Origin of the sequence: Arthrospiribacter ruber (assembly GCF_019343195.1) — a bacterium.
GTDB lineage: Bacteria > Bacteroidota > Bacteroidia > Cytophagales > Cyclobacteriaceae > Arthrospiribacter > Arthrospiribacter ruber.
Map to the genome: position 1 here is coordinate 503,986 of NZ_RPHB01000001.1, position 25,468 is coordinate 529,453.

Here is a 25,468-nt window from a genome sequence, read left to right on the forward strand (position 1 = left end):
TCCGTGGGGTATCTGATTATTTCTCTGGATTTTGAACTTCACTGGGGAAGGTATGACAAATACCCTTTAAATGATGTAGGAAACTACTATAAAAATACCCGGAAGGCCATTCCAAGAATGCTTGCTCTTTTTCAAAAATACCAAATCCATGCTACCTGGGCTACAGTAGGAAGCTTGATGGCAGAAAATGATGAAGAATGGAAACTCTATCAGCCAAAAGTCCTTCCTGGTTTTGCGAATCCCCTGTACTCAGCCTACCATTGGTATGCGCAACAAAAAGAGCATGATCCTTCAGCACTGTTTGCCCCGGAACTGGTTAAGCAAATTATGGAATGCCCAGATCAGGAAATAGGCTCACATACCTTCGCCCATTACTATACAGGTGAAAAGGGCGCCAATCAGGCAGCCTTCAAATCTGACTTGGAAGCAGCAAAAAGTATAGCTTTTGAAAAGTTCAAGGTGGATCTCAAAAGCTTGGTATTTCCCCGGAACCAATATAATCCAAATTCCTTGAACACGGCAAATCATTTGGGCTTCAAAGTTTTTAGGACAAACCCTCCTGACTGGTTTTGGAGTAGCCCTGAAAGGGCCAATATATTTAAAAAGATCTTCAGAACGGGGGATACACTTGTTCCTTTGGGCAGGAAATCTTATTATGACCTGGATATAAAGTTCAAAAGGGATTTTTTGCAATTGCCTGCCTCAAGATTACTAAGACCCTTTAAGCCTTATTCTATTTTCAATCAACTCAGGGTAAATAGGGTCAAAGATGAAATGAAAGAGGCTGCTAAGGAAGATATGGCCTACCACCTTTGGTGGCATCCCCATAATTTTGGGCAGCACCTGGAGGAAAACCTGAGAGTTTTGGAGGATATACTGGACTGTTATAGGAAATTGGCCCTGGATCATGACATGAAGTCCCTGACCATGTGGGAGGCCTTTGAAAAAAAAATCCAACCACAAAAGGGTTGAAAACCGTTATTCTGACAAAGCAGCAATAATCAAATTCCGTTTTCTACTTAATTTACTTACTTGGGCCACTGTCAAGATGAAAAATCTCCTTTTTGTATCCTGGGATTCTGATCAATCCAACTATCTGGAAACCCTTTTTTTCCCGATCCTACATGGACTCCAAAAAAAAGGGCTGATACAAGCACATGTGATACAGTTTTCCTGGGCTCCAAAAGCCAAGGTCAGCCATATCCGAAAAGCAGCAGAGGATTTAGGAATAAACTTCACCCATCACAAAGTCAGCAAGAAGCCTTTTGCAGGTTTGGGAGCATTGCAAGCAGTGTACAAAGGAGTCTTTTTACTCAAAAGATACATAGAAAACCATGGTGTGGAGATAGTGATGCCAAGAAGTACCATGCCCGCTACAATGGTCAACAGGTTATGGGACTGGCTAAGGAAAAACAGGGTCAAAGTGATTTTTGATGCAGATGGATTCCCGATTCAGGAAAGGGTTGATTTTGCAGGGATGAACAAAGACAGCCTTTATCACAGACTTTTGAGTCAGGAAGAGCAGAAAATGCTACTTCATGCTGACAGGATACTGGTGCGGTCAAAGAAGGCGAAAGAAAAGCATGGCCAAGCTATTGGAGAATCAATATTGCCAAAAATAGTATCCGTAGCGAATGGAAGGGACGCCAAGCATTTTTTTATTGATAAAGAAAAGAGACAGGCTGCTAGGGAAAGTCTGGGGCTTGAAGAGGAGCATGTTTTATGGGTATATACAGGATCTTTAGGGCCACAATATAGGTTAGAAGAAATGCTCGCCCTTTTTAAGATGTATTGGAACAAGGATCGCCAGGCAAGATTTCTGATTCTGACCCCTCAGCAGCATGTTGATCTTTCTTTTCTTCCTTCGGAAATCAAAAACTGTATAAGCATCCAAGCTGTGGAATATGATGAAATTCCTGCCTTTCTTAATGCAGCAGATTTAGGCTTGAGTTTACGGAAAGAAGCTCCAAGTATAGCAGGTTTGTCACCTATCAAAACCGGGGAATACCTGATAATGGGTTTGCCCGTAGTCCTTTCACCGGGGGTAGGGGATACAGATGAGATATTGAGGGGGAAGGACTTCGCATATTTCTGGGAAAAAGGGGGAGAGGAAGGCTTGATGCTGTGGCTTCAAAACCTCAAATCCCATAATTCCGCTGAGATCCGGGAGTTTGCTATGAACTACTTTTCCCTTGAAAAAAGCGTGGAGGATTATTCGGTTGCTTTAGAAGGCCTTTAACCTTAAACTCCTTTTAACGCTTAACGCTTAACCTTTAACCTTAAACTCCTTTTCACTATTAACTTTTCCTCAGCCCCTGTTAGTGTCTCCACTAACAGGCCTCCCTTGCCCATCAAATTCGCTCAACGCTTAACGCTCAACGTTTAACCGATAACAACCTTCCCTTCACCAGTTAATCAATTCATCAGTTAAACAATTAAACTATTTCAGGCCTCCTATGTACGGCATGATCTCTTTTACCCCAGACTTCCATAAATTCCAGTCTGGGCTATCACAGAACAGCCTTTCAGACTTAAATATGCCTCCAAACAATTCTGACCTACTTCATTATTCGATATTCAATGTTCGATATTCGATATTCAAAAACGCCTAATACCAAAAAACCGCCCAACACACAATATTCTGCCCGATAATCGTAAATCGTCAATCGTAATTCCTCTCCAGCCCCTGTTAGTGTCTCCACTAACAGCTCTCTCTTGCCCGTCAAATTCGCTTAACGCTTAACGCTTAACCTTTTAACCCTTAATCACTTTTCACTTTTTCCTCCCGCAGATCACGCTGATCCCGCAGATTTTTGGATAATATCTAGAACAATATCCATGAATATCTTATAATATCCATCAATATCCCAACAACTTCCGGCCCCTGTTAGTGTCTCCACTAACAGCTCTCTCTTGCCCGTCAATAATCACTATACCCAATCCCCTAACTTAGAAATCCAAGCCTTCAACTAAGTCCAATCCTATATTTCAATATATCCCGAATCGTTTCACTCTCGGGATCTCCGTTGCACTTCGATTTCGCGAAGCATATTTCTACCATATATCACTCTTCACTAAAAACTATTCACTTTTTTCTCCCGCTGATCCCGCAGATTTTTGGATAATATCTAGAACAATATCCATGAATATCTTATAATATCCATCAATATCCCAACAACTTCCGGCCCCTGTTAGTGTCTCCACTAACAGCTCTCTCTTGCCCGTCAAATTCGCTTAACGCTTAACGCTTAACCTTTTAACCCTTAATCACTTTTCACTTTTTCCTCCCGCAGATCACGCTGATCCCGCAGATTTTTGGATAATATCTAGAACAATATCCATGAATATCTACCTGTATCCATCAATATCCCAACAACTTCCGGCCCCTGTTAGTGTCTCCACTAACAGCTCTCTCTTGCCCATCAAATTCGCTTAACGCTTAACGCTTAACCTTTTAACCCTTAATCACTTTTCACTTTTTCCTCCCGCAGATCACGCTGATCCCGCAGATTTTTGGATAATATCTAGAAACAATATCCATGAATATCTTATAATATCCATCAATATCCCAACAACTTCCGGCCCCTGTTAGTGTCTTCACTAACAGCTCTCTCTTGCCCGTCAAATTCGCTTAACGCTTAACGCTTAACCTTTTAACCCTTAATCACTTTTCACTTTTTCCTCCCGCAGATCACGCTGATCCCGCAGATTTTTGGATAATATCTAGAAACAATATCCATGAATATCTTCCAATATCCATCAATATCCCATCAGCCTGACTTAGAGACCAATCCTTCAACCTAGTCAAACCTATATTTCAAAATATTTCGCGAAGCATATTTCTACCTATCCCGAATCGTTTCACTCTCGGGATCTCCGTTTCACTCCGATTTCAATTTAATATCACCCCAAATCAGTTAAACAGTTAATCAATTAAACAATTAAACTTTTCCACAATTAACCCTTAATCACTCTTCACTATTAACTATTCACTATTAACTCTTCACTATTCACTACCCACTACTCACTCTTCTTCCTTCCTAATCCCATTGGGTAAACTCAAATGTGCTGCGACCAGATTTTTTTCAAAAAGTAATTCTTTCATAAGGCCAAAATTTCTATCAACTGTAAAAAAAGTATGAACTTTATCATAACCATTGTCGCCTAGCTGCTTTCTCAATTCCGTATCCAATATAAGTTTGGAAAGAAATATTTTCCACTCCTCCTTAGACTTGGCCAGATAACCGTTGATCCCATGATCCACAACTTCCTTATTCATGCCCACAGGAGAAGCCACTACCGGAAGACCACAGGCCATGTATTGAACAAGTTTATAAGAGCATTTTCCCCTTTCCCAGTCATCATCAGGAAGAGGCATGATGCCAATATCCATTTGATGGATAATGTCCACTTCCATTTCCTCTGACCACCTTAGGCATTCATATTCGCCTTCAAATTCAATGCTTTTTTGTCCATTGGCCACCAGCAACTTAAAGGGAACTTCTTTCTGTAGTTCCTCTAAAACAGGCAATAATTCCCTTAGGTACTTGACTGTTGTCGGGCTTCCCATCCAGCCAATTGTAATTTTGTTTTTGTCCCTGTTAAAAGGCTTTTGAGTATACTTTTTGCTTTCCACTACAGTGGGAAGACGCAGGATGTTTTTGGCTCCTGCGGATTTTGCTCTGTCTTCTAAATAAGCATTTCCGGCAATGGTGAGTTTTGAATTGCGCATCACCCAGTCAATTTTGTCCCCCATCCATCTCCTTACAAAAGGCCATTTATGCTTGTCGTAATTGTGAAAAACCGCATCATCGTAATCAACTACATAACCGACTCCGAGTTTATTGAAAGTCCATTCTGCATACGAAGGGAGATAGGGGAAAACTTCCTTTTCTATCCATATCACATCATATCGCCAAACAGTCAGCAATTGGGCGAACCTTTTGAAATAACAAAAGAGTACATTAAGTAATGATGGTTTCCGGTGGGCATAAATTTCGCTTAAGTACTTTTCATTGAAAAAATGCTGGATTTTGGTCTGGCAGCCAATCGATTCCCAGTGAGATTGAAACTGAAAAGTTCGCAACCTACTGCTGGCCCCCAACCGTGGATATTTAGATAGAAAAAGTATCTTCACTGGACTCCTAATCTTCGATTCAATTTACCCCACTTCTATTGCAGATATTGCCAAATTGGCATTGTATTATAAATTTTGGTGATTACTGCATTCGAAAAGTCATAAAAAAAAATAATCTTTTCTAATTTTTATGGTGTTTTTTTTGTGCAAGTGGTATTGAATTTCCCCGGCCCCTGTTCCTGTCTCCACGAACAGATATCTCTTGCCTACCAAATTCGGTTAAGCTTTAACCTTTAACAACGCCATCCACATCAGTCAAACAGTTAATCAATGCTACAATTCTACAATTCAACAGTTCATCAATTAAACTTTTTCCCAGTCCGGGCTATCACAGAACAGCCTTTCAGGCTTAAATATGCCACCAAATAATTCTGACCTACTTCATTATTCAGTGTTCGATATTAAAAGTTCGAAATTCGATATTCAAAAACATCTAATACCAAAAAACCACCCAACACACCATATTCTGCCCGACAATCGTAAATCGTCAATCGTAATTCCTCTCCCGCCCCTGTTACTGTCTCCACTAACAGTCCTCATCCTTCCTCCATCATCCTTCATCCTTTTCATTTTACCCAAATCCACTTACCGGCAGGTAAGTCTTCAATTAAACAGTTACTCGAGCACTTAAATTTCAATCAAAAAACTACCTAAAAAACAAATATTTAGACCCTATTTCTGCCACTGACATACATTGAAAAATACCCAGTATAGGGTATTGTTTTAGATTAGAATTAAACATACTTTTCGAAAATTTATCCTATATGAAAAGAACTCTAGTTTTCGCATTGCTATGTTTAGTTTACCTTGTTTCCTGCACGGAAAAAGAAGCTGAAGAACCTGTTATCATTAAAGATTATGACCTCTTTGTCAAAGTTAAAATCGATGGTGTTGATTATGAATATGGTTACAATCTTAAAGAAGATTATAGAACATCAGAAAGCAGTCCGGTGCTGGAAGAATTTATTCCGGGAAAAGGAAGAAATATTATTCTTTTTCACGATGAAGCAATTGATATTGACATTCAGCAGGGATGCGACAAAACATCCGGAAAAGGAGCCTGTGTATTTATGGTTTTCCGTGGGCTTTCAAGTATAGGAAGAAATGGAGACCCTTATTTTGGAGGATCTATTCCTGGAAATCATGTGAAACTGTTTGAAAGAAACTATTCCTATTACAATGAAGAGCCCTTGCCTTTTGAAGTAACCTTACGGAATCATGATCCTATCAAATTTACAGTGGAAGGAACATTTAAAGGCAAAGCAATTTTGCGCGTGATTACTGATAAAGCAGAAACCAAAACCATTGATATAGAAGGAAGTTTTAGAAGTGGCGCATTGAAGAATTAAATGAAAGAGTGGGGAGACTTATGATTTCACGGCCCCTGTTAGTGTCTTCACTAACAGGCCTCATCCTTCCTCCATCATCCTTCATCCTTTTCATTTTACCCTTAACAACCTACCCTCATCAGTTAATCAATTCATCAATTACACAATTAAACTTTTTCCCCGCAGATAAAGCTTCGCTTTAGGATGAAACCGGATGCCTCCCTTCATTATCATTGACATAAATCGGAGGGACACGTCACTCTAAGATTTTAAAATTTTGCATTTACAGAAAGGCAATGATAGTTGGTGTACGTCATCCTGAGTCATTAAAATTGACATTTACAGAAAGGGAATGACAGTTGGTGTACGTCATCCTGAGATTTTAAAATTTTGCATTTACAGAAAGCTTATGACTATTGAATAAAACCCCGCAGGGGTTAAACTATGAATAGCCCCGGGTAGCAACCCGGGGAATTCATGAAATAGAGTTGAAGCCCAACCCTAAAGGGGTTGAACTAAATCAGAAATAGACTTATGTCAATGGTATCGGAGCTTGCGGAGATGAAGGATCTCTTCTACTTTGGGAGACTCTTCCTTCGTCAGAGTGACGTACGTTTCTGTCAATGGTAGTGAAGCGAAAGCCTGCCCGGATTCTTTCGGGGAGTCTCTTGATAAAAAAGGTAGGAGATTCTTCCTTCGTCAGAATGACGGAAGCCACCGCCCCGGTCTGTGTCTCCACAGGCCCTTTTAGTGTCTCCACTAACAGCTCTCCCTTACCGATCACATTCTGTTAACCTTTAACAATTAACTTTTAACAACCTTCCCCCAATCAGTTAATCAATTCATCAATTACACAATTAAACTTTTTCCCAGTCCGGGCTACCACAGAACAGCCTTTCAGGCTTTAACACGCAGTCAACCAAGGCTGACCTACTTCATTATTCGATATCCAATGTTCGATATTCGAAATTCAAAAACGTCTAATACCAAAAAACCACCCAACACACCATATTCTGCCCGACTCCGCCCAGATGACTCGGTCGGATTCCTCCCTCATCCCTCATCCTTCATCCTTTCTATATCTCCCGCCCCTGTTAGTGTCTCCACTAACAGGCCTCCCTTACCGATCATATTCGTTTAACGTTTAACATTTAACTTTTAACAACCTTCCCCCAATCAGTTAATCAATTCATCAATTACACAATTAAACTTTTTCCCCGCAGATAAAGCTTCGCTTTGGATGGATGGTCAGAGGATAAATAATCTTAGAATGGGGCCAATTTTTGCCACGGAGTCACGGAGAAGCAGGGAAGGGGTTTGATGAATTGGTTCGGTTGCCACCGCTCTATTTGTACATTATGGAAAATTGGTTGATAAGTGCTTTTCAATCTAAAATCTTTAATCAACAATCTAAAATCTCATTGTGCCATAAGCACATCCCATTGATAACCAAAAAATGTCCAGGATCCCCAACCGTCCTGTAGGGACGGCCCATTCGGAACCCCAATCCGGAAGGAGTGCCGTAGGCACACCTCTGCGATCTTAAAAGGGCAATAATAGAGTTCAGCCTATAGAAAAAATAGTGAAGCATAAGAACCCTTCCTTTAATCTTTATTTTTCTTTGCGTGAAAAAAAGATCCCTCGGTCCCCTCGGGATGACAAGTTGAAGCCTTCTTCTCTCTAGCCCGTCAAATTCGCTTAACGCTTAACGCTTAACGCTTAACCTTTTAATCACTCTTTCCTCCCGCAGATCACGCTGATCCCGCAGATTTTTGGATAATATCTAGAACCAATATCCATGAATATCTTCCAATATCCATCAATATCCCAATAACTTCCGGCCCCTGTTAGTGTCTCCACTAACAGCTTTCTCTTGCCCGTCAAATTCGCTTAACGCTTAACGCTTAACCTTTTAACCCTTAATCACTTTTCACTTTTTCCTCCCGCAGATCACGCTGATCCCGCAGATTTTTGGATAATATCTAGAACAATATCCATGAATATCTTATAATATCCATCAATATCCCAACAACTTCCGGCCCCTGTTAGTGTCTCCACTAACAGCTTTCTCTTGCCCGTCAAATTCGCTTAACGCTTAACGCTTAACCTTTTAACCCTTAATCACTTTTCACTTTTTCCTCCCGCAGATCACGCTGATCCCGCAGATTTTTGGATAATATCTAGAACCAATATCCATGAATATCTTCCAATATCCATCAATATCCCAATCCCTTAACTTAGAAACCTAGCCTTCAACTTAGTCAAACCCATATTTCAACCTTATCTCTACTATATTTCCACCATATTTCAATTATACATCACCAAATATCAGTTAATCAGTTAATCAATTAACCAATTCCACAATTCATCAATTAAACATCACCCCAAATCAGTTAATCAATTAAACAGTTAATCAATTCCACAATTCCACATTTCATCAATTAAACATTCCCCCCCTCCAATTTGCATTATTCAAATCTCCGAGTAAATTTGTTACTCAAGAGTAAGTTTTTTACTCATCCCGCTAGGTTTCCCCTGGGACTGAAAGGGCGAAGCGTTGGAAGTAATGAGTGAATAGTTAATAGTTAACAGTGAATAGTTATCAGTGAATAGTTAGGGTTAACCCTGAACTTACTCAAAACCCCCACTATTCACTACTCACTACTCACTATTCACTATACACTAAAATCAGTTAACAGTGAATAGTTATCAGTGATCAGTGATCAGTTAAGTACGACCCTCAACTTACACCCAACCCCCACTATTCACTACTCACTATCCACTGATAACCCAATTCTAAAATCATTCGTAATTTAACTTGTAAATAATTACTTTTATACTACCCTAATTGGCAAGGAAATAATTAAACTATGAATACGATAAAAATTAAAGTCAACGACAAAATTTATAATCATCTGATGTGGTTTTTTAATAGATTTTCTAAGGATGAATTGGAAATAGTTGAGGTTCAAAATCTTGATTTATTAAAGCAAGATGTTGCGATTGATTTGGAGGAGTCATTTAAATTTCCTGAAAAATTTGTTTCCTTAGAAGAATTAGATGTGATGCTTGAGGGTACTTTAAAAAAGTATGGAGCTTAAATTTTCACAAAGATTTATTATAAAATTAAATGTTCAGCTCGAGTATATAGCCCAATACAGGCCAGGAGTTGCGAGAAAATTTAAAAATGAACTAATGAAAGCCATAGGTTCTATAGTAAAGGAACCACATAGGCACAGAAAATCAATATTTTTTGAGTCGGAGGATATTAGAGATTTACTTTTCAAAAACCATATTATACTTTATAAAATTGACCGGGAAAATAACCGGATTGTCGTATTCAGTTTAGTGTATAACCAAAATAATCCTTAGCGTTTTGGTATTATTGGATAGCAAAACTTTATGGCCGCTTTGAAGGTCTCAAAGTTTTGTCCCTACGCCACACCTGCCGGATTACAGAAGTTAATAGTGATGAGTTAATAGTTAAAAGTGAATAGTTAGGGTTAACCCTGAACTTACTCAAAACCCCCACTACTCACTATACACTACTCACTATACACTATCCACTACTCACTACACACTATCCACTATCCACTAAAATCAGTTAACAGTTAATAGTGATCAGTTAATAGTTAAGGATAACCCTAAACATACACCAAACCCCCACTATACACTAATCACTTCTCACTGTTCACTACTCACTATTCCCTCCTTTTCGATGTTACAAGAATAGCATTAAGAATTTTGATAATTTCAACGATCTCGGAACTTAGATATTTATAATCAGGGTGGTCCATTAGGAGATCTTTCCGATTGAAAAGTTTAAGCCAAAATTCAGTCTCCCTTGCCTCTTTTGATGCAATACTCATTTTTGAAATAAAGTCTTTCTTTGACTGGGCCGCTTGGGCCTCGATTACATTGGCACCGATGGAAGTCCCTGATCCAACAATCTGTTCTGCCAATCTGTAATGTTTATGCTCCCGGAGGAAAAAATATACATTCAATATTTTCTCAGCAAATAGAAGAGTTTTTTCAACAATAACTGCTTTCATAAAATTTGTCAAATTTAGTTTTCATAAACATATTAAAAATCAGGTTTTTAGCTTAAAAATAACCGGATAAATAGTTAAGAGTTAATAGTGAACAGTTAACAGTGAATAGTTAGGGCAACCGTAAACTTACACCAAACCCCCACTATACACTAATCACTATTCACTATACACTAAAATCAGTTAACAGTGATCAGTTAATAGTTAAGGATACCCTAAACATACACCAAACCCCCACTATTCACTACTCACTATTCACTATACACTAAAATCAGTTAACAGTGATCAGTTAATAGTTAAGGATAACCCTAAACATACACCAAACCCCCACTATTCACTAATCACTAATCACTAATCACTAATCACTATACACTATACACTATCCACTATTCACTATCCACTATCCACTATCCACTTTTCACTAAAAAATTGCTCGACTCCCTCGTTACTTCCAAAACCCGCATCAAACTCCTACTGAAGTTCTTCAGCCACCACAATACAGGTTACCTGCGTTCGCTGGCCAAGGAATTTGATGAATCGACCAACTCAGTCCGCGTGGAACTCAACCGCCTTACAGAAGCCGGTCTGCTCACAGCAGGGGAGGAGGGGAAGACCAAGGTCTACCGGGCCAACAAAACCCATCCTTTCTTCGACGAAATCAGCAACATGGTCGCCAAATTCCTGGGACTGGATACCCTCGTCGAACAGGTGGTCAAAAGAATGGGAGAGGTAGAAAAAGCTTATATCATCGGGGACTATGCCAAGGGAGTAGACTCCGGAACCGTGGAAATGGTCCTGATCGGCCGCAACCTGGACCTGGATTACCTGGAGTTTCTCAAAAACAAAACCTTCGAAAAGATCAACCGCAAAGTTGCCGTCTCCATCCACGAATCCGAACCGGAAGGGCTGATGGGGATTATGATTTTTGGGAAATGAGAAGCGAGAAACGAGTGCGTTAAGGGAGAATCAAGATGTTTTAGAGTATGTGATAGCCTCGTAAATCGTAAATCGTAAATCGTAATTTAAATAATGTCATGTCCTGATATAGCTTAATAGTAAAGAGACTTTATAATTTCAACATTAAGAGAAATTTCGGCTTCACCTTGTCATCTCGACGCAGGAGAGATCTAAGAAGCTGGATGCGGGAGACAAGACACAAAGCCTGTCCCGAGCATCGGGAAGACAAGACACAAGACAAGACAAAACCAAACCCAACTGATCACTATTCACTACTCACTATTCATTTCAATTCCTTCATTTTAAATTTTAAATTAAATAATGTCATGTCCTGAAATAGCTTAATAGTAAAGGGACTTTATAATTTCAACATTAAGAGAAATTTCGGCTTCACCTTGTCATCTCGACGAAGGAGAGATCTAAGAAGATAGATGCGGGAGACGAGACACAAAGCCTGTCCCGAGCATCGGGAAGACAAGACACAAGACAAGACAAAACCAAACCCAACTGATCACTATTCACTATTCACTACTCACTATCCACTACTCACTATTCACTCCCCACTGAACCCTCAGTTCATCAGTTAAACAGTTAATCAATTACACAATTAAACTATCCACTATCCACTACTTACTATTAACTTTACACTACTAACCCCAATTCTCAATGAATCATTTTATTGTTTTTATGGTTTTCAATGTGCTGATTAAAAACCTTTTGGAAAAAAAATATAAATTTGTATTGAATGGCGAAGGATAATATAAATAGAGAAAAAATAGTACAATCTGTATCCAAGATGATCAAGGATAAAGAGACTGTAAGGGCATATATCAAAGGAGAAATACCTATTGAAAAGGTGACTGAAAAAGGTATCAAGTTTGCAAAACCATTATAATTACGTTTTTGATAATTTAACGAGCACCTACAATTTTGTAACAAAAAACAAAATTTTATACAGAGTTGCTTTTGTTGTAGACCAGACTTTTTCAACTATTTCTGGGGAAGAAATCCCTAATGTTTTTCAAATAATATTAGAAAAAGGAAATGATGAGTTCGAAGTTTATGACTCAAAAGTTTCGAAGACAGTAGCAAGCATCATTGAAAATTTTTTTCAGAATGTAGAAAATGCCTTAATTTATGTCTGCTCGGAGGAGAAAGATAAAGCGGAAAAGAGAAATATGATTTTTGATAGGTGGTACAAAAACTATAAACATAAAGATTTTATATCGAAAATTGATAAAATTATATCGATAAGAACATCAAATATCGAAGTTCAACAGCTATATACCTCATTGATTTTTCATAAGGAAAATCCAAACCAAATTAGACTCATTGAGATCTATGATCAAATTGAAAACACGCTAAATACGGATAGTAAAGAAAACAGGTGTCGGTTTGAAATGAAAAATTGAAAATTAGAAATTTAAAATCAGGTAAACCTTGAACCCATGACCAAGCCTCATTTTCAATTCATCCATTTTAAATTTTAAATTAAATAATAGGAAGACCTTCCAAACCAAAACCAAACCCAACTGATTACTATGCACTATTCACTCCCCACTGAACCCTCAGTTCATCAGTTAAACAATTAATCATTTACACAATTTAACCCCTAACCACTGCCAGTTCATCAGTTAAACAGTTAATCAATTCCACAATTAAACTATCCATTATTCACTTCTCCCACTTAAAAGTTTTTGAGCTTATAACCACAAAAAGTCGCCAGCTGCAACGTGTTTTTATGGTTGTAACCCTAAATAATAAAGCACCTAAAGTAAAAATTGGAGATTATGTGGTAGTAGGAGCGGTAGTGACTAGGGATGTTCTAGATGGGGTGAAAGTAATTGGGGTGCCTGCAAAAGTATTTTTGAATGAATAAAACCATCATTGAGCCATCCAAAGGCTGGAAAGTCATAGACTTTGAGGAGCTATGGAGATATAAAGATTTACTTTATTTTCTTACTGTAAGAGGTATTAAGGCCAGATATGCACAATCTATCTTAGGTATAGGATGGGCGATTATTCAACCGCTGTTCACCACTTTGGTATTTACAGTCGTATTCGGTGGATTGGCTAAAGTAGATTCGGATGGTATGCCCTATATTTTGTTTTCTTATTTGGCGCTCTGGCCCTGGAATTACTTTTCTGGGACTTTAAATGAATCAGCCAATAGTCTAGTCGCAAATGCCGGAATGATCACCAAAGTTTATTTTCCGAGGTTGATTCTTCCTTTAGCAGCTATATTTTCCAAGCTCTTAGACTTTATCATCTCCTTCGTGGTCTTGTTGGTACTTTTGATTTATTTCAAAGTAGTACCAGGATTGGGGATTATCTTTTTACCCTTACTGCTGATACAACTCCTCATGACTTCCCTAGGCATAGGAATGATCCTCTCGGCCATGGCCGTGCAGTATAGAGATGTCAAATATGCGCTAACCTTTATCGTACAACTGTTACTTTATGGAGCTCCTGTAGTTTATAGTACGACAGCTGTTCCAGAACAATGGCAATTCCTCTATTCTCTCAATCCTATGGTAGGAGTGATAGAAGGCATTCGCGCCATGTTCCTCAGTCGTCCGATGCCTTGGGATTGGATTTGGCCCGGTGCTTTTATCGGAGTGATTTTATTTGTTTTTGGTCTTTTCTATTTTCGGAAAATGGAAAAGGTATTTGCAGATGTGGCGTAATAAAGACTTAAGACAATAGACGTAAGACATAAGATTTGATGATATCAAAATAATAAAAGAGTACATTAATTATCAGGATAATTATTAAATTGAATTCCTATAATCTTTTCCTCCCAAGTCTTTTATTGAGATTTTTTTGGTTCAAAATATCAAGGTTCGAGCCCTAGTCGGTCAACAAAAATTTATTCATGTCTAAAACCATTATAAAGGTTGAAAATCTTTCCAAACGCTACCGTATCGGTCTACAGGAAAAGAAAGCAGATACCTTTGCCCAGCAGCTTTGGAACAACTTTAAAGCGCCTGTAGAAAACTTTAAGCGGATCAAAAGCCTCGGCAAATTCCAAGAGGAAAATGAATCTGTACACTGGGCACTGAGAGATGTCAGCTTTGAAGTCAAGCAGGGAGAAGTTCTCGGTATTATCGGAAAGAACGGAGCAGGAAAGTCAACTCTCCTTAAAATCCTATCCAAAATCACAGAACCTACCTCAGGTCGCATAGAGATGAATGGTAGGGTAGCAGCCCTGCTAGAAGTAGGTACCGGATTCCATCCTGAGCTGACAGGTAGGGAAAATATCTATATGAACGGGACCATTCTTGGAATGACCAAGAAAGAAATAGACCATAAACTGGATGAAATAATTGACTTCTCAGGAGTAGAGAAATATATTGATACTCCCGTGAAGTTTTATTCTTCCGGAATGCGGGTAAGATTAGGATTTTCAGTTGCTGCACATTTAGAACCGGAGATTTTGATTATTGATGAGGTTTTGGCTGTGGGGGATGCAGAATTTCAGAAAAAATGCCTTGGTAAAATGAAAGATGTCAGTCAAAATGAAGGAAGGACAATACTTTTTGTCAGTCATGATATGAATGCAGTTTATAAATTGACTTCAAAATCCATGTTATTGGATCAAGGGAAAATTTCAGCAATTGGAACAACAGAGGATATTATCAGAAAATATAGAACAGAAGTTACCCAGATTCAAAATCAGTATTTTAATCCCGATCAATCAAATGGTGTAACTTTTATTGAGGTGATTACTTCAACTGGAACTGGTATCCATGAATTCGGTAAACCCTTAAAAATAAACTTAAAAGCAAAGTTCACCAGTGATTTTAAGAATGTAGCACTGGCTTTTCAATTTATAGATGAGTTTGGTCATTCAGTAATCAACCCATTGGTTACGCAGGATAAAATAAATTGGGTAAATAATGGGATTGGAGAAATAAAATTGATAATTCCATACCCTAGATTTATTCTAGGAAAATATTCTATGACTGTCCATATGGGTGATAAAGCAGGGAAGCAACATATACAAACCTTGGAAAATGCTTGTTCTTTTGAAGTTGCGATGGATCATTTACATTCTGATTATGGCTGGAACAGGAGTGCAGCTTTTTATTTGGAATCACACATTTGGGAGACAGAAAACTTGAAGTATGAAAGTGTTTATTGAAAACCTAAAAAGTGCAAAACGCAAATTTTTTGGATTAAAAAAGGATCCTTTTTTTATTCAAGAGCTTAGTGTTAAAAGGACAAATGACAGACTTAAACTATTCACACCTTTTTTAAAAGGTAAAAAAGTTTTACATGTAGGCTGTACAGATTATCCCATATTTAAACCTGAGAGAAATCTACACATTAAGATTGAGAGTATTTGCAAAGAATTGCACGGAATGGATATTGACCAAGCAGGGCTGGATATTCTTGAAAAACATGTACCTGGAAAATATTTCAATAGTTTAGACAAAGCTGATTCAATTTATGATACAATACTAGTTCCAGAGACTATCGAACATGTTGAAAACATTCAAATTTTCTTGAGTGAAATCAACAAAATAAAAGCAAACACCTATATCATTACAGGTCCAAACTGTTTTCACAGCGATTTTAAAAATGGATTTAAAGATAAGGGTGAAATTTTTATTGAGAATGTTCATCCCGATCACAATTGTTGGTTCAGTCCTTATACGCTTAAAAATTGTATTGAAAAATATACCAATTTATCTGTAGTTGAACTTCACCTTTCCGAAAGAGATAAAATGATTGTTTGTATTTGTGTTCCCAATGGATAAACCAAAAATCCTAATGATCTGTCCTTGGTTTGACCATAAGAGTTCCTCTAAAGGTATGGTCTTCCGGGAACAAGCAAGAGTTTTAATCAAAAGTTATTCTTTCACCTTTATCTCTTTTCAAAAAATCGGTCTCAAGGAGTTTTTTAGTCTGTTTAGGCTTTCTTATTTAACAGACCATTTTGATTCTGAATTGAAAGAGCAATATATATACATCCATTACCTGAACAGTTCCTATTTGGGGGATTTTTGGAACAATTGGATTGAAAAAAGGGCTGTCCAAAAAGCCAAAAACTATTTTGCTGCAAATAGTTTGAGGTTTGATTTGATTCATGCCCAATGTTTGATGGATTCCGGGGTGTTTGCCTATTACCTTAAACAACAACTTGGAATTCCCTATATCATTACCGAACATGCACAGATCAATATGACGGGAATTTCAGTTTGGAGACATAAGTTTTTGCAATCCATTTTGAATCAGGCCCATAAAAGATTATTGGTATCCCATCATAAAATGGCCCAATATGCATCCAATAGATTATATGGTGATTTTGAGGTTGTTGGTAATATGGTGAATGAAAGCCTTTTTTATTATAAAGAAAATAAAAATAGTGAAGCATCTATTTTCAAGATCATTACAGTTGGGGCATATTCTCCCATTAAGGACCAAGGCACATTATTAAAGGCCTTGCGATTATTGGATAGAATTCAAGCTTTCAAACCCATAGAGTTTCATTGGGCTGGGTATAATGGCTGGGTTAAGGGGAAAGATGATGAAGTGCAGGAGCAATTCAACAAGCTCCAATTGAAAAATGTCCAAATCAAATTATCAGGGACATTGAACAGATCTCAAATGGCCAATGCCTATCAAGAATCTGATCTTTTCGTATTTTCCAGCCTAGCTGAAGGTATGCCCTTGGCAGTGATGGAGGCTTTGGCCTGCGGCTTGCCAGTAGTCACAACCCGTTGGGGAGGGGCAGATGAAATCATCCATCAGCAAAATGGAAGAATTGTCGAATTGAGGGATTGTAAGGAAATGTCAATGCAAATCAGAAGGGTAATGGAGAATCCAGGTATGTTCAATCATGAAGAAATATCATCATATGCCTTGCAAAAATTTGGATCAAAGACGTTTCAAATAAAAATGGAGGAAATCTACAAATCGGTCTTAAATGGATAATAATATTTCCAAACTCAAAGTTTCTGTGATTATTCCGGTATATCAAGCAGTCAGCTTTTTGGAAAGAGCAGTAAAATCAGCTTTGATCCAAGAAAATGTCGAGGAAATTATTTTGGTGGAAGATGGTTCTATGGATGGGTCTTATGAGCTTTGCCAAGAGCTTCAACAGAAATATTCAATAGTCCGCCTTTATACCCATGAAGAAAGGTCAAACAAAGGACAATCTGCCAGTAGAAATTTCGCTCTTAAGCACACATCTGGCCAGTGGATACAGTTTTTAGATGCGGATGATGAACTATTTCCTGGAAAAATAGCCTCGCAATTATCTAAAGTCGAAGAAGATACTCCATTCGTGGTTGGAAATGCAATTGATAAATTCTTGGATGGAAGGGAGCACAAAAGAAAGCATGTAAAAGACATTTGGGAAGGGTTATTTCTGAGTAAAGCAGGAATAACTTCTGCGAACCTGTGGAACAAAACTTATCTTGACAAAGTAGGTGGGTTTGATTCTAAGCTGATGACCAGTGTAGAATATGACCTAATGTTTAGAATGCTGCAGATCAGTGAAAAACCCGCTTTTGATGATTCCTATTTGATATACATCCATATGACTCCAAACTCGATTTGTAGGGATGATTCCAAGCAACAGTTGAGAATCAAAAATTGGATAGGCTTAAGGAAAAGAATTAAGGAATACCTTGAATCGCAGGATAGATTTAACAAGTTTTCCTACAAATTCTATTATTCGGCTGGTATTGGTTCTTATTTGTCCAATAACGATCAACCACTCAATTCTGAGGTCAATCATTTCTACTTCAAAGTATATCTTTCAACCCTTGAAATTAAAAAATCCATTTTCAAATTATTAAACCCAATCAAAATTAATAATGGTCCATAAAGTGAAAAATTACTTTCACCATCACCTAGCACGGCCACTATATTCCCTCATCCGGCCCTTGCAGCCCATCTTCAATCTGAAAAAAAGAACTTTTTTTGATAAGTTTAAAGTCAGGACCAAAGATGGTGTGGAATTTTGGTTGTACAACAATGCTTTTTTTTGGGAAACGGAAATGTTTTGGGTGGGGTTTGAGAATTTCAACTATGAAGGAAAGACCAGGGAATTATGGTGTGAATTGTCAAAGAAATCAAATATAATTTTGGATATAGGGGCAAATTCCGGTTGGTTTTCTGTTATGGCCAAAGCTTATAACCCTGCGGCAACAGTTCATGCTTTTGAGCCACAGCCCAATATATTCAAGGTTTTAAAAAAGAATTCTGAGATTAATTCTTTTGATATCCATTGCCATCAACTGGCCCTGTCAAACCAAAAAGGAGAATTTCCATTTTATAATACAGGAGCCAACACATTCACCTCTGAAAACACGAACCATGGTAGCTTGAATAAAGAATGGCGACCGGAAAAACAAAAATCAATTATGGTTCAGGTGGATAAATTGGATAATGTCATTGATTCTTTAAAAATACCCAAAGTTGATTTGGTCAAAATTGATGTTGAAACCCTCGAAGCTGAAGTATTGGAAGGATATATGAGATGTTTGCAAGCACATATGCCAACCATTTTATTGGAAATTCAAAATGAAATAGTGGGGGGAAGAATTTTGGAATTGTTGGAAGGCACTGGTTTTCGGTATTTTTTAATAGATGAAGAAAATGGAATTGAGCAAGTACAAAATTTAGGGCTGAAGTTAGAAAGTAAGAACCGAAACTATTTATTGATCGCAACTGAAAAGTTGAATATGGTGGAATTTTTTTTAAAGTGATCATGAACTATTCCGAATAAATCCTAATAATAGCTCTCATTCACCTTTTGACCTAATGAAGAAATTCCTTGAGTCCAATGGATATTATAAATTTGGAATATATAATCAGGTGAATGGGTTTCCTGAAAATCTCCCCTATTTGAGAAGGGTTAATGCAAAGTTTGTGTCAAAAAAAGTATCTTTTGAAAATAAGTCATAATGTTTGAACATCTCTTAATTACTAGGGTAAATATTGGATACAAAGAAGGCATTTGGTCAAAAGGCCATGATCCTGAAAAGTGGTTGAAAGAAAGAATGGATCTGTTTTTCAAGTTTTGTTTGCCATCTGTTTTGCACCAAACCAATATGAATTTTAGATGGATCTTGTATTTTGATATTCAAACACCAAAGGAGCTTATATTTACTTTTGAAGAAGAGATTAAGGGAAAAGTAGATTACCAAATAATTTTTAAGCAAGAAACTGTAGCTAATTTTTCAAAATACTTTGTCATTGATCTTAATACCTTAGTGGACATAAAAAGACTTTATTTAATTACCACAAGAGTTGATACCGATGACTTGATTCATGAGTGTTTCATAGAAAACATCCAAAAACTTTTTAATCAACAAACATTCGCAATTGTAAATTTTAATCGAGGCCTCATGTATCATGTCCAAACAGGTGTTATCTGTAATAATGTTCATAGGTCAAATCCATTTATGTCTTTTATTGAGAAAAGACGTGATGAAGGCTTTAGGGGTGTTTATTCGGAAAAGCATACTAATTTCTATCATGACAGTAGAAAAATAGAAATTTGGAACGATGAACCGATGTGGTGTTTTGGTGTCCATGGGCTGAATGTAAGTACCACATTGAAAGGTTGGGTAAACTTTAAGAAAATAGAATTAGTGAAAAAATTTCATTTTAAAAACCAAATTTTTCCCACCTTTCGAAATAATTTCAAATTTTTCATACTTACAACCAATATTCTTTTAAAAGAGCAAAAATCAAACTACAGGAGAAAACTGTATTCCCTCTTAAAATAATGAGAATTTTAATTCTTCCGTCTTGGTACCCTACTCCCAAGCAACCCATAAAAGGTTCGTTTTTTCAAGAGCAGGCCATGTCCCTTCATGGGAGAAACCGTATTGATATTAGAATTTTGTATGGGGACAAAAAGTCTACTGGGTTTTTGCAGTGGTTTAGGGTTTATATCCATTCTTGGTTAGCCCCTTTTTGGGTTATTTCTTCCGAGAATGTTAAACAAAGTCCATTAGCCTTTGGCTTTGATTTGCCTGTTAACCGGAGGATTCCCGATAAAATACAAGTCATATTAGAAAAGCGTCTTTACTTTAAGGCATATAAAATGCTAACGCGTTCAGATTGGGTTCCAGACTTGATACATGCACAAAGTGGAATGGATGCAGGAATATATGCTCACCATATTAACAATAAAGCAAAAATTCCTTTTGTTATTATTGAACATCAGGTTTTTGTCTTTCACTATTATTCTAGATTAAGGGCCAAATTAGTACTTGAGGCGTTTGAGGAAGCAAATAAAACAGCAGCAGTCAGCTTTGATGAACGACGGCAGGTTTTGATGAATCAAACAAATTGTAACCCTGAAATTATCTGGAATTTGGTAGATGAAACAAAATATAAAATCCAGTTGGAGAAGAGGAATAAAGTTTTTACCATCATTACCATTCTGAATTCTTTGCCCATCAAAGGGTTTGATACTTTTTTGGAGGCGATGCTAGAATTTTCCAAGAAGACAAAGGAATTCAAATTTATTATGATTGGTAAAGGCGCAGATGAAAAGTCAAAAGACCCAGCATCCAATGCTTTTTTCAGAAAAAGCAAGGAATTGGGAATTTATGATTTTGGTGATTTTAAACCTTTTGTAAAAAGAAATCAGATTCCGGATATATTGAATACTGCCCATGTTTTTGTTTCCTCCTCAATTCAGGAACCTCATGGTATTGCAGTAAGAGAGGCCATGATGTGTGGTTTGCCGGTTGTAAGTACAGCTAATGGCGGGGTCGAAGACAGTATCACACCTGAGACAGGTATTCTTGTCCATGTCAAAAATCCCAAAGCCATTGCAGCAGCCCTTTTGAAAGTGAAAAATAAGGAATTGATATATGATCCTCAAAAAATAAGAGAGGTAGCCATTAACCAATGCGGTAGGGAAGCTTTTTCAAAATCCATGCTTGATTTTTATCGGTTAGATTAATGGAGTTTAAGGTTTCTGTAATCATCCCTGTTTACAATGCAGAAGAGTTTTTAGAAAATGCAGTTGAATCTGCCCTTCGGTTAAGAGAAGTTGGGGAAGTGATATTAGTCGAGGATGGTTCTAATGACAACTCACTGAAGGTATGCCAAGGATTGTCGGAAAAACTGGTTAAGGTTAATTTATTTCAACACCCAAATGGAACAAATAGAGGAGCAGGGGCAAGTAGGAATTTGGGAATTTCAAAAGCAAACTATGATTTCATATCATTTTTGGATGCAGATGATTGGTATTTGGCGAATAGGTTTGAAAAGGATAAACTTATTTTTCAAGACCCAAATGTATTTGCATCCTATTCACTATCTTCAATTCAATATCTCAACGGAAAGGAAGAGTTGTTTGGGACTCAAATAGATTTATTTGCCAAATTCCCAAATAAAGGTCGAGATTTCATTTATCAATATATTCTTGAAAATGATTTGATTCTTGGTCATACCAATTGCAATACTTTTAGAAAAACAGTTTTTGACAAAATAAAAGGTTTTGATGAAAGATTGGTGTTACATCAGGATACAGAGCTTTGGAATAGAATAGCAAAGAATTTCACTTTTTATCCAGGAAACTTGCAAAAACCTATTTCTGTCGCTAGAAGGCATTCAAATAATAGGATTACCCACAGATCTAAAAAATCACAAATAAAACATTTACTGGTATGGATGGATAATATTGGTGTAGACGAATTACAAGGATTCGAAAAAAAGGCGGTTATCTATCACCTGTCAAGAGTAATATCCAATCCTATACGGAATCATTTTTTGAGAAAGGCTATTTTACATGGATTTCAACTTGCAGCAGTAGTTTTTAGGGACTTATTTATATATATGTTTTATAAATGGGGAATGAAACGTTACAATTTGCAAGAAGGCTAATGTATTTTTCAGTTGTTGTTCCGACTTATCAAGATTCAAAACTTTGCTTATTGCTTGATGCTTTGGGAAAGCAAACCCTTGACTTTAAATTCTGGGAAGTAATTATTGTGAATAATGACCCCGAAAACTCTATTGTATTAAACCAGAGCTATGGATTTCCAATTACAATGGAAACGGAAACAAAAGCAGGGTCATACGCGGCTCGTAACAAAGGATTGAAAACAGCCAAAGGAGAAGTGATGGCTTTTACAGATTCAGATATGCTGCCTGATGCCAATTGGTTGGAAATAGCCTATACCAGATTCCAAGAGGATAAAAACCGGGAATTAGGGATATTGACAGGGCCGGTTCCACTTTTTTTCAAAAATCCCAATAAGCTGACCGCTGCAGAAGTTTATGAAAAATACACCGGGTTTGACTTTGAGTCTTATGCCAAGGAAGGCGCTTGTGGGGCAGGGAATTGGTTTTCGTACAAGTCTGTCATGGAGGAATTCGGAGGCTTTAGGGAAGACCTGAAATCTAATGGAGATACTGAACTGTCGTTGAGAATTTCAAAAAAACATAAAGTGGTCTATGTTCCGGAATTGGTCAACAGACATCCTGCCCGATATACAACAGCAGAGCTGGTTTTTAGGTATAGGAGGATTTTGGGTGGGGTATATACCAGAAGGTTTCAAGGTGACAAGTTTGGATTTTTTAAGCATGTTTTGGGTTTTGTTTGGAGAAGATACCGCTTTGCCCTGAAAAAATTCTTTACTGTTCCTTTACATGAATCGGTTGCCATATTTATGGTTTGCAATGCTATTAATTTAGGTGCAGTTAAGGAATATTGGGGCTTGGTGAATGGTGGCGAGACTAGGAGGTAATTTTATAGCCATAGAGAAAAAATTAAAATTCTTTGAATAAAAGAAATATGTTGACAGAATTGAAAAGTAAGGTGTTCAGGTATTTTACCAATAAATACAATTTGGTAACAAAACCAAAGTTTGAGGTCATGCCTGTACCGGAGATTGAAGTTATCCACATCCAAAACCTTAGGGCATTGGCCAATCGAGAGGAATTATTGAGGATATTACCAATGGGCGGAGTTGTGGCAGAATTGGGGGTTGATTTTGGGGGATTCAGCGAAAAGATTCTTCAAATCAATCGACCTTCAAAACTCCATTTGATTGATGTATGGCAGAGTACCCGCTATCCTGAAAAACTTTTTCATGAAGTACGTCAAAAGTTTTCTAAGGAATTGGATTCCGGTCATGTAATTATTAATCGAGGCTTTTCCACCACAGTAGGCAAGCAATTCGAAGACGGATATTTTGATTGGATTTATATCGATACCTCTCATTCCTATCAAGTTACCAAAGAGGAATTGGAATTGTACCGATCTAAAATCAAAAAAGGTGGGATTATTGCAGGGCATGATTTTATAGTCGGTGAAATAGATGTACCCTGGAAATATGGCGTGATTGAGGCAGTCTATGAGTTTTGTAAAAAACATGGATGGGAAATTATTTATTTGACTATGGAAAGAGGTATTTCACCAAGTTTTGCAATCAGAGAGATTCCAAAGGAAAGTTAATTGAATAACTTGGTTCCCATAGTTTCTATCATCATTCCTGTTTACAATAAAGCCTCCTATATCCGGGAAACTTTACAATCCGCATTGGGGCAGGCTTATCCCAATACTGAAATCATTTTGGTGGATGATGGTTCTTCGGATGGCTCATTTGAAATCCTCCAGGAATATTTTGAAAAGTATCCTGAAAAAATTCTTTTAATTGATCAAGAAAATCAAGGCGTTTCAGCGGCTACAAACAATGGAATTCAGGCTGCTAAGGGAGAATATATTCAATTTTTGGATGCTGATGACCTCTTGTCTCCGTATAAAATAGCCAATCAAATTAAGTTATTGGAAGGTCAGCCTGAATCAGTATTGGCCACTTGTGAATGGCGAATGTTTAAAAATGACCCTAAACAATCCTATTCAATACCGTATGGTGTATTTCAGGATTTTGGATCCGGATTGGATTTACTGTTAAGATTTTGGAATAATCAAGAGATGATGCAGCCTGCAGTCTATCTTACACATCGAAAGTTAATAGATAAAGCAGGTCCTTGGGATGAGACTTTGACCATCAATCAAGATGGAGAATTTTTTGCAAGGGTTTTGGGGAATGCTGATAAAGTATGCTACGAACCAATTGGGAAAGTCTTTTATAGAACCCCGGGTGAAACCAATGTCAGTCAACAAAAATCTGAAAAGGCAACAAAGTCTTTACTTGATTCATATCGATGCTATGAAAGGGAGTTATTGAAGTTTGAGGATTCGGAGCGGGTAAGAATAGCTTTAAAGAAAGTATATCAGAAATTTATTTACGACGTATTCCCCCATTACCCACATTTGATCAAGGAGGCAGAAGCCTGTATAAAAAAATTAGGCATTTCCCAAAAAACTTACATTATGGGCCCCAAATTCCAGAAGCTTTCCAGAATTTTTGGGTTTAAGAATGCATTGAGGATTAAGAGGTGGTTACCCCCTCGATCCCCCTTAAGGGGGAAGTAGGTTGTCCCAAATTAGAAGGTCAGAGTTCAATTTAAAGTTGTCCAAATTTCCCTTCCACTAGTAACAACCGTAATATCATGACAAATCCATTCCTCCCCAGTAGAGCCTGTCCCGGTTCTTTCGGGGTGGAGGTTAGGAGGGGGTATAAGAAACTAGAAGGGGGTAAAGATTCTAGGAAGGGTAAATAATTTCAAATGAGCAATTACAAAGAAAACCTATTCTATGGTGCTTCTCCTTTAATTCATGCTCGAGCCCGAGATTTGAGAAAGTCAATGACTCCGGCTGAAATGAAATTGTGGGAAAAGTTGAAAGGTAAAGCTTTAGAGGGGTACAAGTTTCGAAGGCAACACCCAATATGTAATTTTATTGTAGATTTTTATTGCCATTCTTCAAAGCTAGTAATTGAACTCGATGGAAGTATTCATGACCTACCAGACCAAAAAGAATATGACTCAGGAAGGCAGTATGAACTTCAAGAGTTTGGCTTAAGAGTTCTAAGGTTTACAAACGAAGAAGTTATCCAATCAACTGAAAAAGTTATTAAAGAAATTCTAGAGGCTATTTGATCTAAGCT

Annotated in this window: 25 protein-coding genes; 22 read left to right on the forward strand and 3 right to left on the reverse strand. The window is 37.5% G+C overall.

The window, feature by feature from the left end:
• Positions 1 to 3 precede the first annotated feature (3 nt).
• Together EGN73_RS01935 and EGN73_RS01940 are read left to right on the forward strand one after the other, a co-directional pair.
• Positions 4 to 972 (forward strand): polysaccharide deacetylase family protein, encoded by a 969-nt coding sequence (locus tag EGN73_RS01935; RefSeq protein ID WP_343207068.1) that lies wholly within the window; start codon positions 4 to 6, stop codon positions 970 to 972.
• 76 nt (positions 973 to 1,048) lie between these two features.
• Positions 1,049 to 2,239 (forward strand): glycosyltransferase family protein, encoded by a 1,191-nt coding sequence (locus EGN73_RS01940; protein WP_219286571.1) that lies wholly within the window; start codon positions 1,049 to 1,051, stop codon positions 2,237 to 2,239.
• 1,785 nt (positions 2,240 to 4,024) lie between these two features.
• On the opposite strand, the gene EGN73_RS01945 is transcribed toward EGN73_RS01940, so the two are convergent.
• Positions 4,025 to 4,930 (reverse strand): glycosyltransferase family 4 protein, encoded by a 906-nt coding sequence (locus tag EGN73_RS01945; protein ID WP_246611420.1) that lies wholly within the window; start codon positions 4,928 to 4,930, stop codon positions 4,025 to 4,027.
• 971 nt (positions 4,931 to 5,901) lie between these two features.
• On the opposite strand from EGN73_RS01945, the gene EGN73_RS01950 reads away from it, so the two are divergent.
• Entirely contained in the window at positions 5,902 to 6,486 is a 585-nt protein-coding gene (locus EGN73_RS01950) for a hypothetical protein (RefSeq protein ID WP_219286573.1), read from the forward strand.
• A 511-nt stretch (positions 6,487 to 6,997) separates the two neighbouring features.
• Here EGN73_RS01950 and EGN73_RS01955 read toward each other — a convergent pair.
• Positions 6,998 to 7,249 carry a hypothetical protein gene (locus EGN73_RS01955; protein WP_219286577.1) on the reverse strand — a complete coding sequence of 84 codons (252 nt, stop codon included), beginning with the start codon at positions 7,247 to 7,249 and terminating at the stop codon, positions 6,998 to 7,000.
• 2,086 nt (positions 7,250 to 9,335) lie between these two features.
• Between EGN73_RS01955 and EGN73_RS01960 the strand changes: the two genes are divergently transcribed.
• Positions 9,336 to 9,566 (forward strand): tRNA pseudouridine synthase A, encoded by a 231-nt coding sequence (locus tag EGN73_RS01960; RefSeq protein WP_219286579.1) that lies wholly within the window; start codon positions 9,336 to 9,338, stop codon positions 9,564 to 9,566.
• On the forward strand, positions 9,556 to 9,837 hold the full coding sequence (locus EGN73_RS22795; protein WP_219286581.1) for a type II toxin-antitoxin system RelE/ParE family toxin: 282 nt from the start codon (positions 9,556 to 9,558) through the stop codon (positions 9,835 to 9,837). The genes EGN73_RS01960 and EGN73_RS22795 overlap by 11 nt, the downstream gene beginning before the upstream one ends.
• A 329-nt stretch (positions 9,838 to 10,166) precedes the next feature.
• Here EGN73_RS22795 and EGN73_RS01970 read toward each other — a convergent pair whose 3' ends face one another.
• Positions 10,167 to 10,517 (reverse strand): four helix bundle protein, encoded by a 351-nt coding sequence (locus tag EGN73_RS01970; protein ID WP_219286582.1) that lies wholly within the window; start codon positions 10,515 to 10,517, stop codon positions 10,167 to 10,169.
• A gap of 426 nt (positions 10,518 to 10,943) precedes the next feature.
• Between EGN73_RS01970 and EGN73_RS01975 the strand changes: the two genes are divergently transcribed.
• From EGN73_RS01975 to EGN73_RS02055, 17 genes are all read left to right on the forward strand, one after another.
• Positions 10,944 to 11,450 carry a winged helix-turn-helix domain-containing protein gene (locus EGN73_RS01975; protein WP_219286583.1) on the forward strand — a complete coding sequence of 169 codons (507 nt, stop codon included), beginning with the start codon at positions 10,944 to 10,946 and terminating at the stop codon, positions 11,448 to 11,450.
• Positions 11,451 to 12,216: 766 nt separating this feature from the next.
• Complete coding sequence (locus EGN73_RS01980; protein WP_219286585.1) at positions 12,217 to 12,366, forward strand: hypothetical protein; 150 nt, start codon at positions 12,217 to 12,219, stop codon at positions 12,364 to 12,366.
• Positions 12,350 to 12,883 carry a DUF6169 family protein gene (locus EGN73_RS01985; RefSeq protein WP_219286587.1) on the forward strand — a complete coding sequence of 178 codons (534 nt, stop codon included), beginning with the start codon at positions 12,350 to 12,352 and terminating at the stop codon, positions 12,881 to 12,883. Before EGN73_RS01980 ends, EGN73_RS01985 begins: the two co-directional genes overlap by 17 nt.
• A 329-nt stretch (positions 12,884 to 13,212) precedes the next feature.
• On the forward strand, positions 13,213 to 13,350 hold the full coding sequence (locus EGN73_RS01990; protein WP_219286589.1) for a hypothetical protein: 138 nt from the start codon (positions 13,213 to 13,215) through the stop codon (positions 13,348 to 13,350).
• Positions 13,343 to 14,158: an ABC transporter permease gene (locus EGN73_RS01995; protein WP_219286591.1), complete on the forward strand. Its 816-nt coding sequence runs from the start codon at positions 13,343 to 13,345 to the stop codon at positions 14,156 to 14,158. Before EGN73_RS01990 ends, EGN73_RS01995 begins: the two co-directional genes overlap by 8 nt.
• A 188-nt stretch (positions 14,159 to 14,346) precedes the next feature.
• Positions 14,347 to 15,615, forward strand: coding sequence for an ABC transporter ATP-binding protein (locus EGN73_RS02000; RefSeq protein WP_219286593.1), 1,269 nt, complete (start codon positions 14,347 to 14,349; stop codon positions 15,613 to 15,615).
• The gene (locus EGN73_RS02005; protein ID WP_219286595.1) at positions 15,599 to 16,234 is read left to right on the forward strand and encodes a class I SAM-dependent methyltransferase; all 636 of its coding nucleotides are present in this window, start codon (positions 15,599 to 15,601) and stop codon (positions 16,232 to 16,234) included. Before EGN73_RS02000 ends, EGN73_RS02005 begins: the two co-directional genes overlap by 17 nt.
• Positions 16,227 to 17,411 (forward strand): glycosyltransferase family 4 protein, encoded by a 1,185-nt coding sequence (locus EGN73_RS02010; RefSeq protein WP_219286597.1) that lies wholly within the window; start codon positions 16,227 to 16,229, stop codon positions 17,409 to 17,411. Before EGN73_RS02005 ends, EGN73_RS02010 begins: the two co-directional genes overlap by 8 nt.
• On the forward strand, positions 17,404 to 18,309 hold the full coding sequence (locus EGN73_RS02015) for a glycosyltransferase family 2 protein (RefSeq protein WP_219286599.1): 906 nt from the start codon (positions 17,404 to 17,406) through the stop codon (positions 18,307 to 18,309). The genes EGN73_RS02010 and EGN73_RS02015 overlap by 8 nt, the downstream gene beginning before the upstream one ends.
• 259 nt (positions 18,310 to 18,568) lie before the next feature.
• Entirely contained in the window at positions 18,569 to 19,192 is a 624-nt protein-coding gene (locus EGN73_RS02020) for an FkbM family methyltransferase (protein ID WP_219286601.1), read from the forward strand.
• 198 nt (positions 19,193 to 19,390) lie between these two features.
• On the forward strand, positions 19,391 to 20,218 hold the full coding sequence (locus EGN73_RS02025; RefSeq protein ID WP_219286603.1) for a glycosyltransferase: 828 nt from the start codon (positions 19,391 to 19,393) through the stop codon (positions 20,216 to 20,218).
• On the forward strand, positions 20,218 to 21,408 hold the full coding sequence (locus tag EGN73_RS02030; protein WP_219286605.1) for a glycosyltransferase: 1,191 nt from the start codon (positions 20,218 to 20,220) through the stop codon (positions 21,406 to 21,408). The genes EGN73_RS02025 and EGN73_RS02030 overlap by 1 nt, the downstream gene beginning before the upstream one ends.
• A complete protein-coding gene (locus EGN73_RS02035) occupies positions 21,408 to 22,334 on the forward strand; it encodes a glycosyltransferase family 2 protein (RefSeq protein WP_219286607.1) in 927 nt (308 codons plus the stop codon). The genes EGN73_RS02030 and EGN73_RS02035 overlap by 1 nt, the downstream gene beginning before the upstream one ends.
• The gene (locus tag EGN73_RS02040) at positions 22,334 to 23,200 is read left to right on the forward strand and encodes a glycosyltransferase family 2 protein (protein ID WP_219286608.1); all 867 of its coding nucleotides are present in this window, start codon (positions 22,334 to 22,336) and stop codon (positions 23,198 to 23,200) included. The genes EGN73_RS02035 and EGN73_RS02040 overlap by 1 nt, the downstream gene beginning before the upstream one ends.
• A 32-nt stretch (positions 23,201 to 23,232) precedes the next feature.
• Positions 23,233 to 23,910 carry a class I SAM-dependent methyltransferase gene (locus EGN73_RS02045; protein WP_219286610.1) on the forward strand — a complete coding sequence of 226 codons (678 nt, stop codon included), beginning with the start codon at positions 23,233 to 23,235 and terminating at the stop codon, positions 23,908 to 23,910.
• Positions 23,911 to 24,894, forward strand: a complete 984-nt coding sequence (locus EGN73_RS02050; RefSeq protein ID WP_246611421.1) for a glycosyltransferase family 2 protein — start codon at positions 23,911 to 23,913, stop codon at positions 24,892 to 24,894.
• A 194-nt stretch (positions 24,895 to 25,088) separates the two neighbouring features.
• Positions 25,089 to 25,460, forward strand: coding sequence for an endonuclease domain-containing protein (locus tag EGN73_RS02055; RefSeq protein ID WP_219286612.1), 372 nt, complete (start codon positions 25,089 to 25,091; stop codon positions 25,458 to 25,460).
• Positions 25,461 to 25,468: the final 8 nt, after the last annotated feature.

Bases quoted from the DNA above. Each gene is read 5' to 3' on its own strand.
- EGN73_RS01940 (WP_219286571.1), top strand. From the start codon at position 1,049: ATGAAAAATCTCCTTTTTGTATCCTGGGATTCTGATCAATCCAACTAT.
- EGN73_RS01950 (WP_219286573.1), top strand. From the start codon at position 5,902: ATGAAAAGAACTCTAGTTTTCGCATTGCTATGTTTAGTTTACCTTGTT.
- EGN73_RS01960 (WP_219286579.1), top strand. From the start codon at position 9,336: ATGAATACGATAAAAATTAAAGTCAACGACAAAATTTATAATCATCTG.
- EGN73_RS22795 (WP_219286581.1), top strand. From the start codon at position 9,556: ATGGAGCTTAAATTTTCACAAAGATTTATTATAAAATTAAATGTTCAG.
- EGN73_RS01970 (WP_219286582.1), bottom strand. From the start codon at position 10,517: ATGAAAGCAGTTATTGTTGAAAAAACTCTTCTATTTGCTGAGAAAATA.
- EGN73_RS01980 (WP_219286585.1), top strand. From the start codon at position 12,217: ATGGCGAAGGATAATATAAATAGAGAAAAAATAGTACAATCTGTATCC.
- EGN73_RS01990 (WP_219286589.1), top strand. From the start codon at position 13,213: ATGGTTGTAACCCTAAATAATAAAGCACCTAAAGTAAAAATTGGAGAT.
- EGN73_RS01995 (WP_219286591.1), top strand. From the start codon at position 13,343: ATGAATAAAACCATCATTGAGCCATCCAAAGGCTGGAAAGTCATAGAC.
- EGN73_RS02000 (WP_219286593.1), top strand. From the start codon at position 14,347: ATGTCTAAAACCATTATAAAGGTTGAAAATCTTTCCAAACGCTACCGT.
- EGN73_RS02005 (WP_219286595.1), top strand. From the start codon at position 15,599: ATGAAAGTGTTTATTGAAAACCTAAAAAGTGCAAAACGCAAATTTTTT.
- EGN73_RS02010 (WP_219286597.1), top strand. From the start codon at position 16,227: ATGGATAAACCAAAAATCCTAATGATCTGTCCTTGGTTTGACCATAAG.
- EGN73_RS02015 (WP_219286599.1), top strand. From the start codon at position 17,404: ATGGATAATAATATTTCCAAACTCAAAGTTTCTGTGATTATTCCGGTA.
- EGN73_RS02025 (WP_219286603.1), top strand. From the start codon at position 19,391: ATGTTTGAACATCTCTTAATTACTAGGGTAAATATTGGATACAAAGAA.
- EGN73_RS02030 (WP_219286605.1), top strand. From the start codon at position 20,218: ATGAGAATTTTAATTCTTCCGTCTTGGTACCCTACTCCCAAGCAACCC.
- EGN73_RS02035 (WP_219286607.1), top strand. From the start codon at position 21,408: ATGGAGTTTAAGGTTTCTGTAATCATCCCTGTTTACAATGCAGAAGAG.
- EGN73_RS02040 (WP_219286608.1), top strand. From the start codon at position 22,334: ATGTATTTTTCAGTTGTTGTTCCGACTTATCAAGATTCAAAACTTTGC.
- EGN73_RS02055 (WP_219286612.1), top strand. From the start codon at position 25,089: ATGAGCAATTACAAAGAAAACCTATTCTATGGTGCTTCTCCTTTAATT.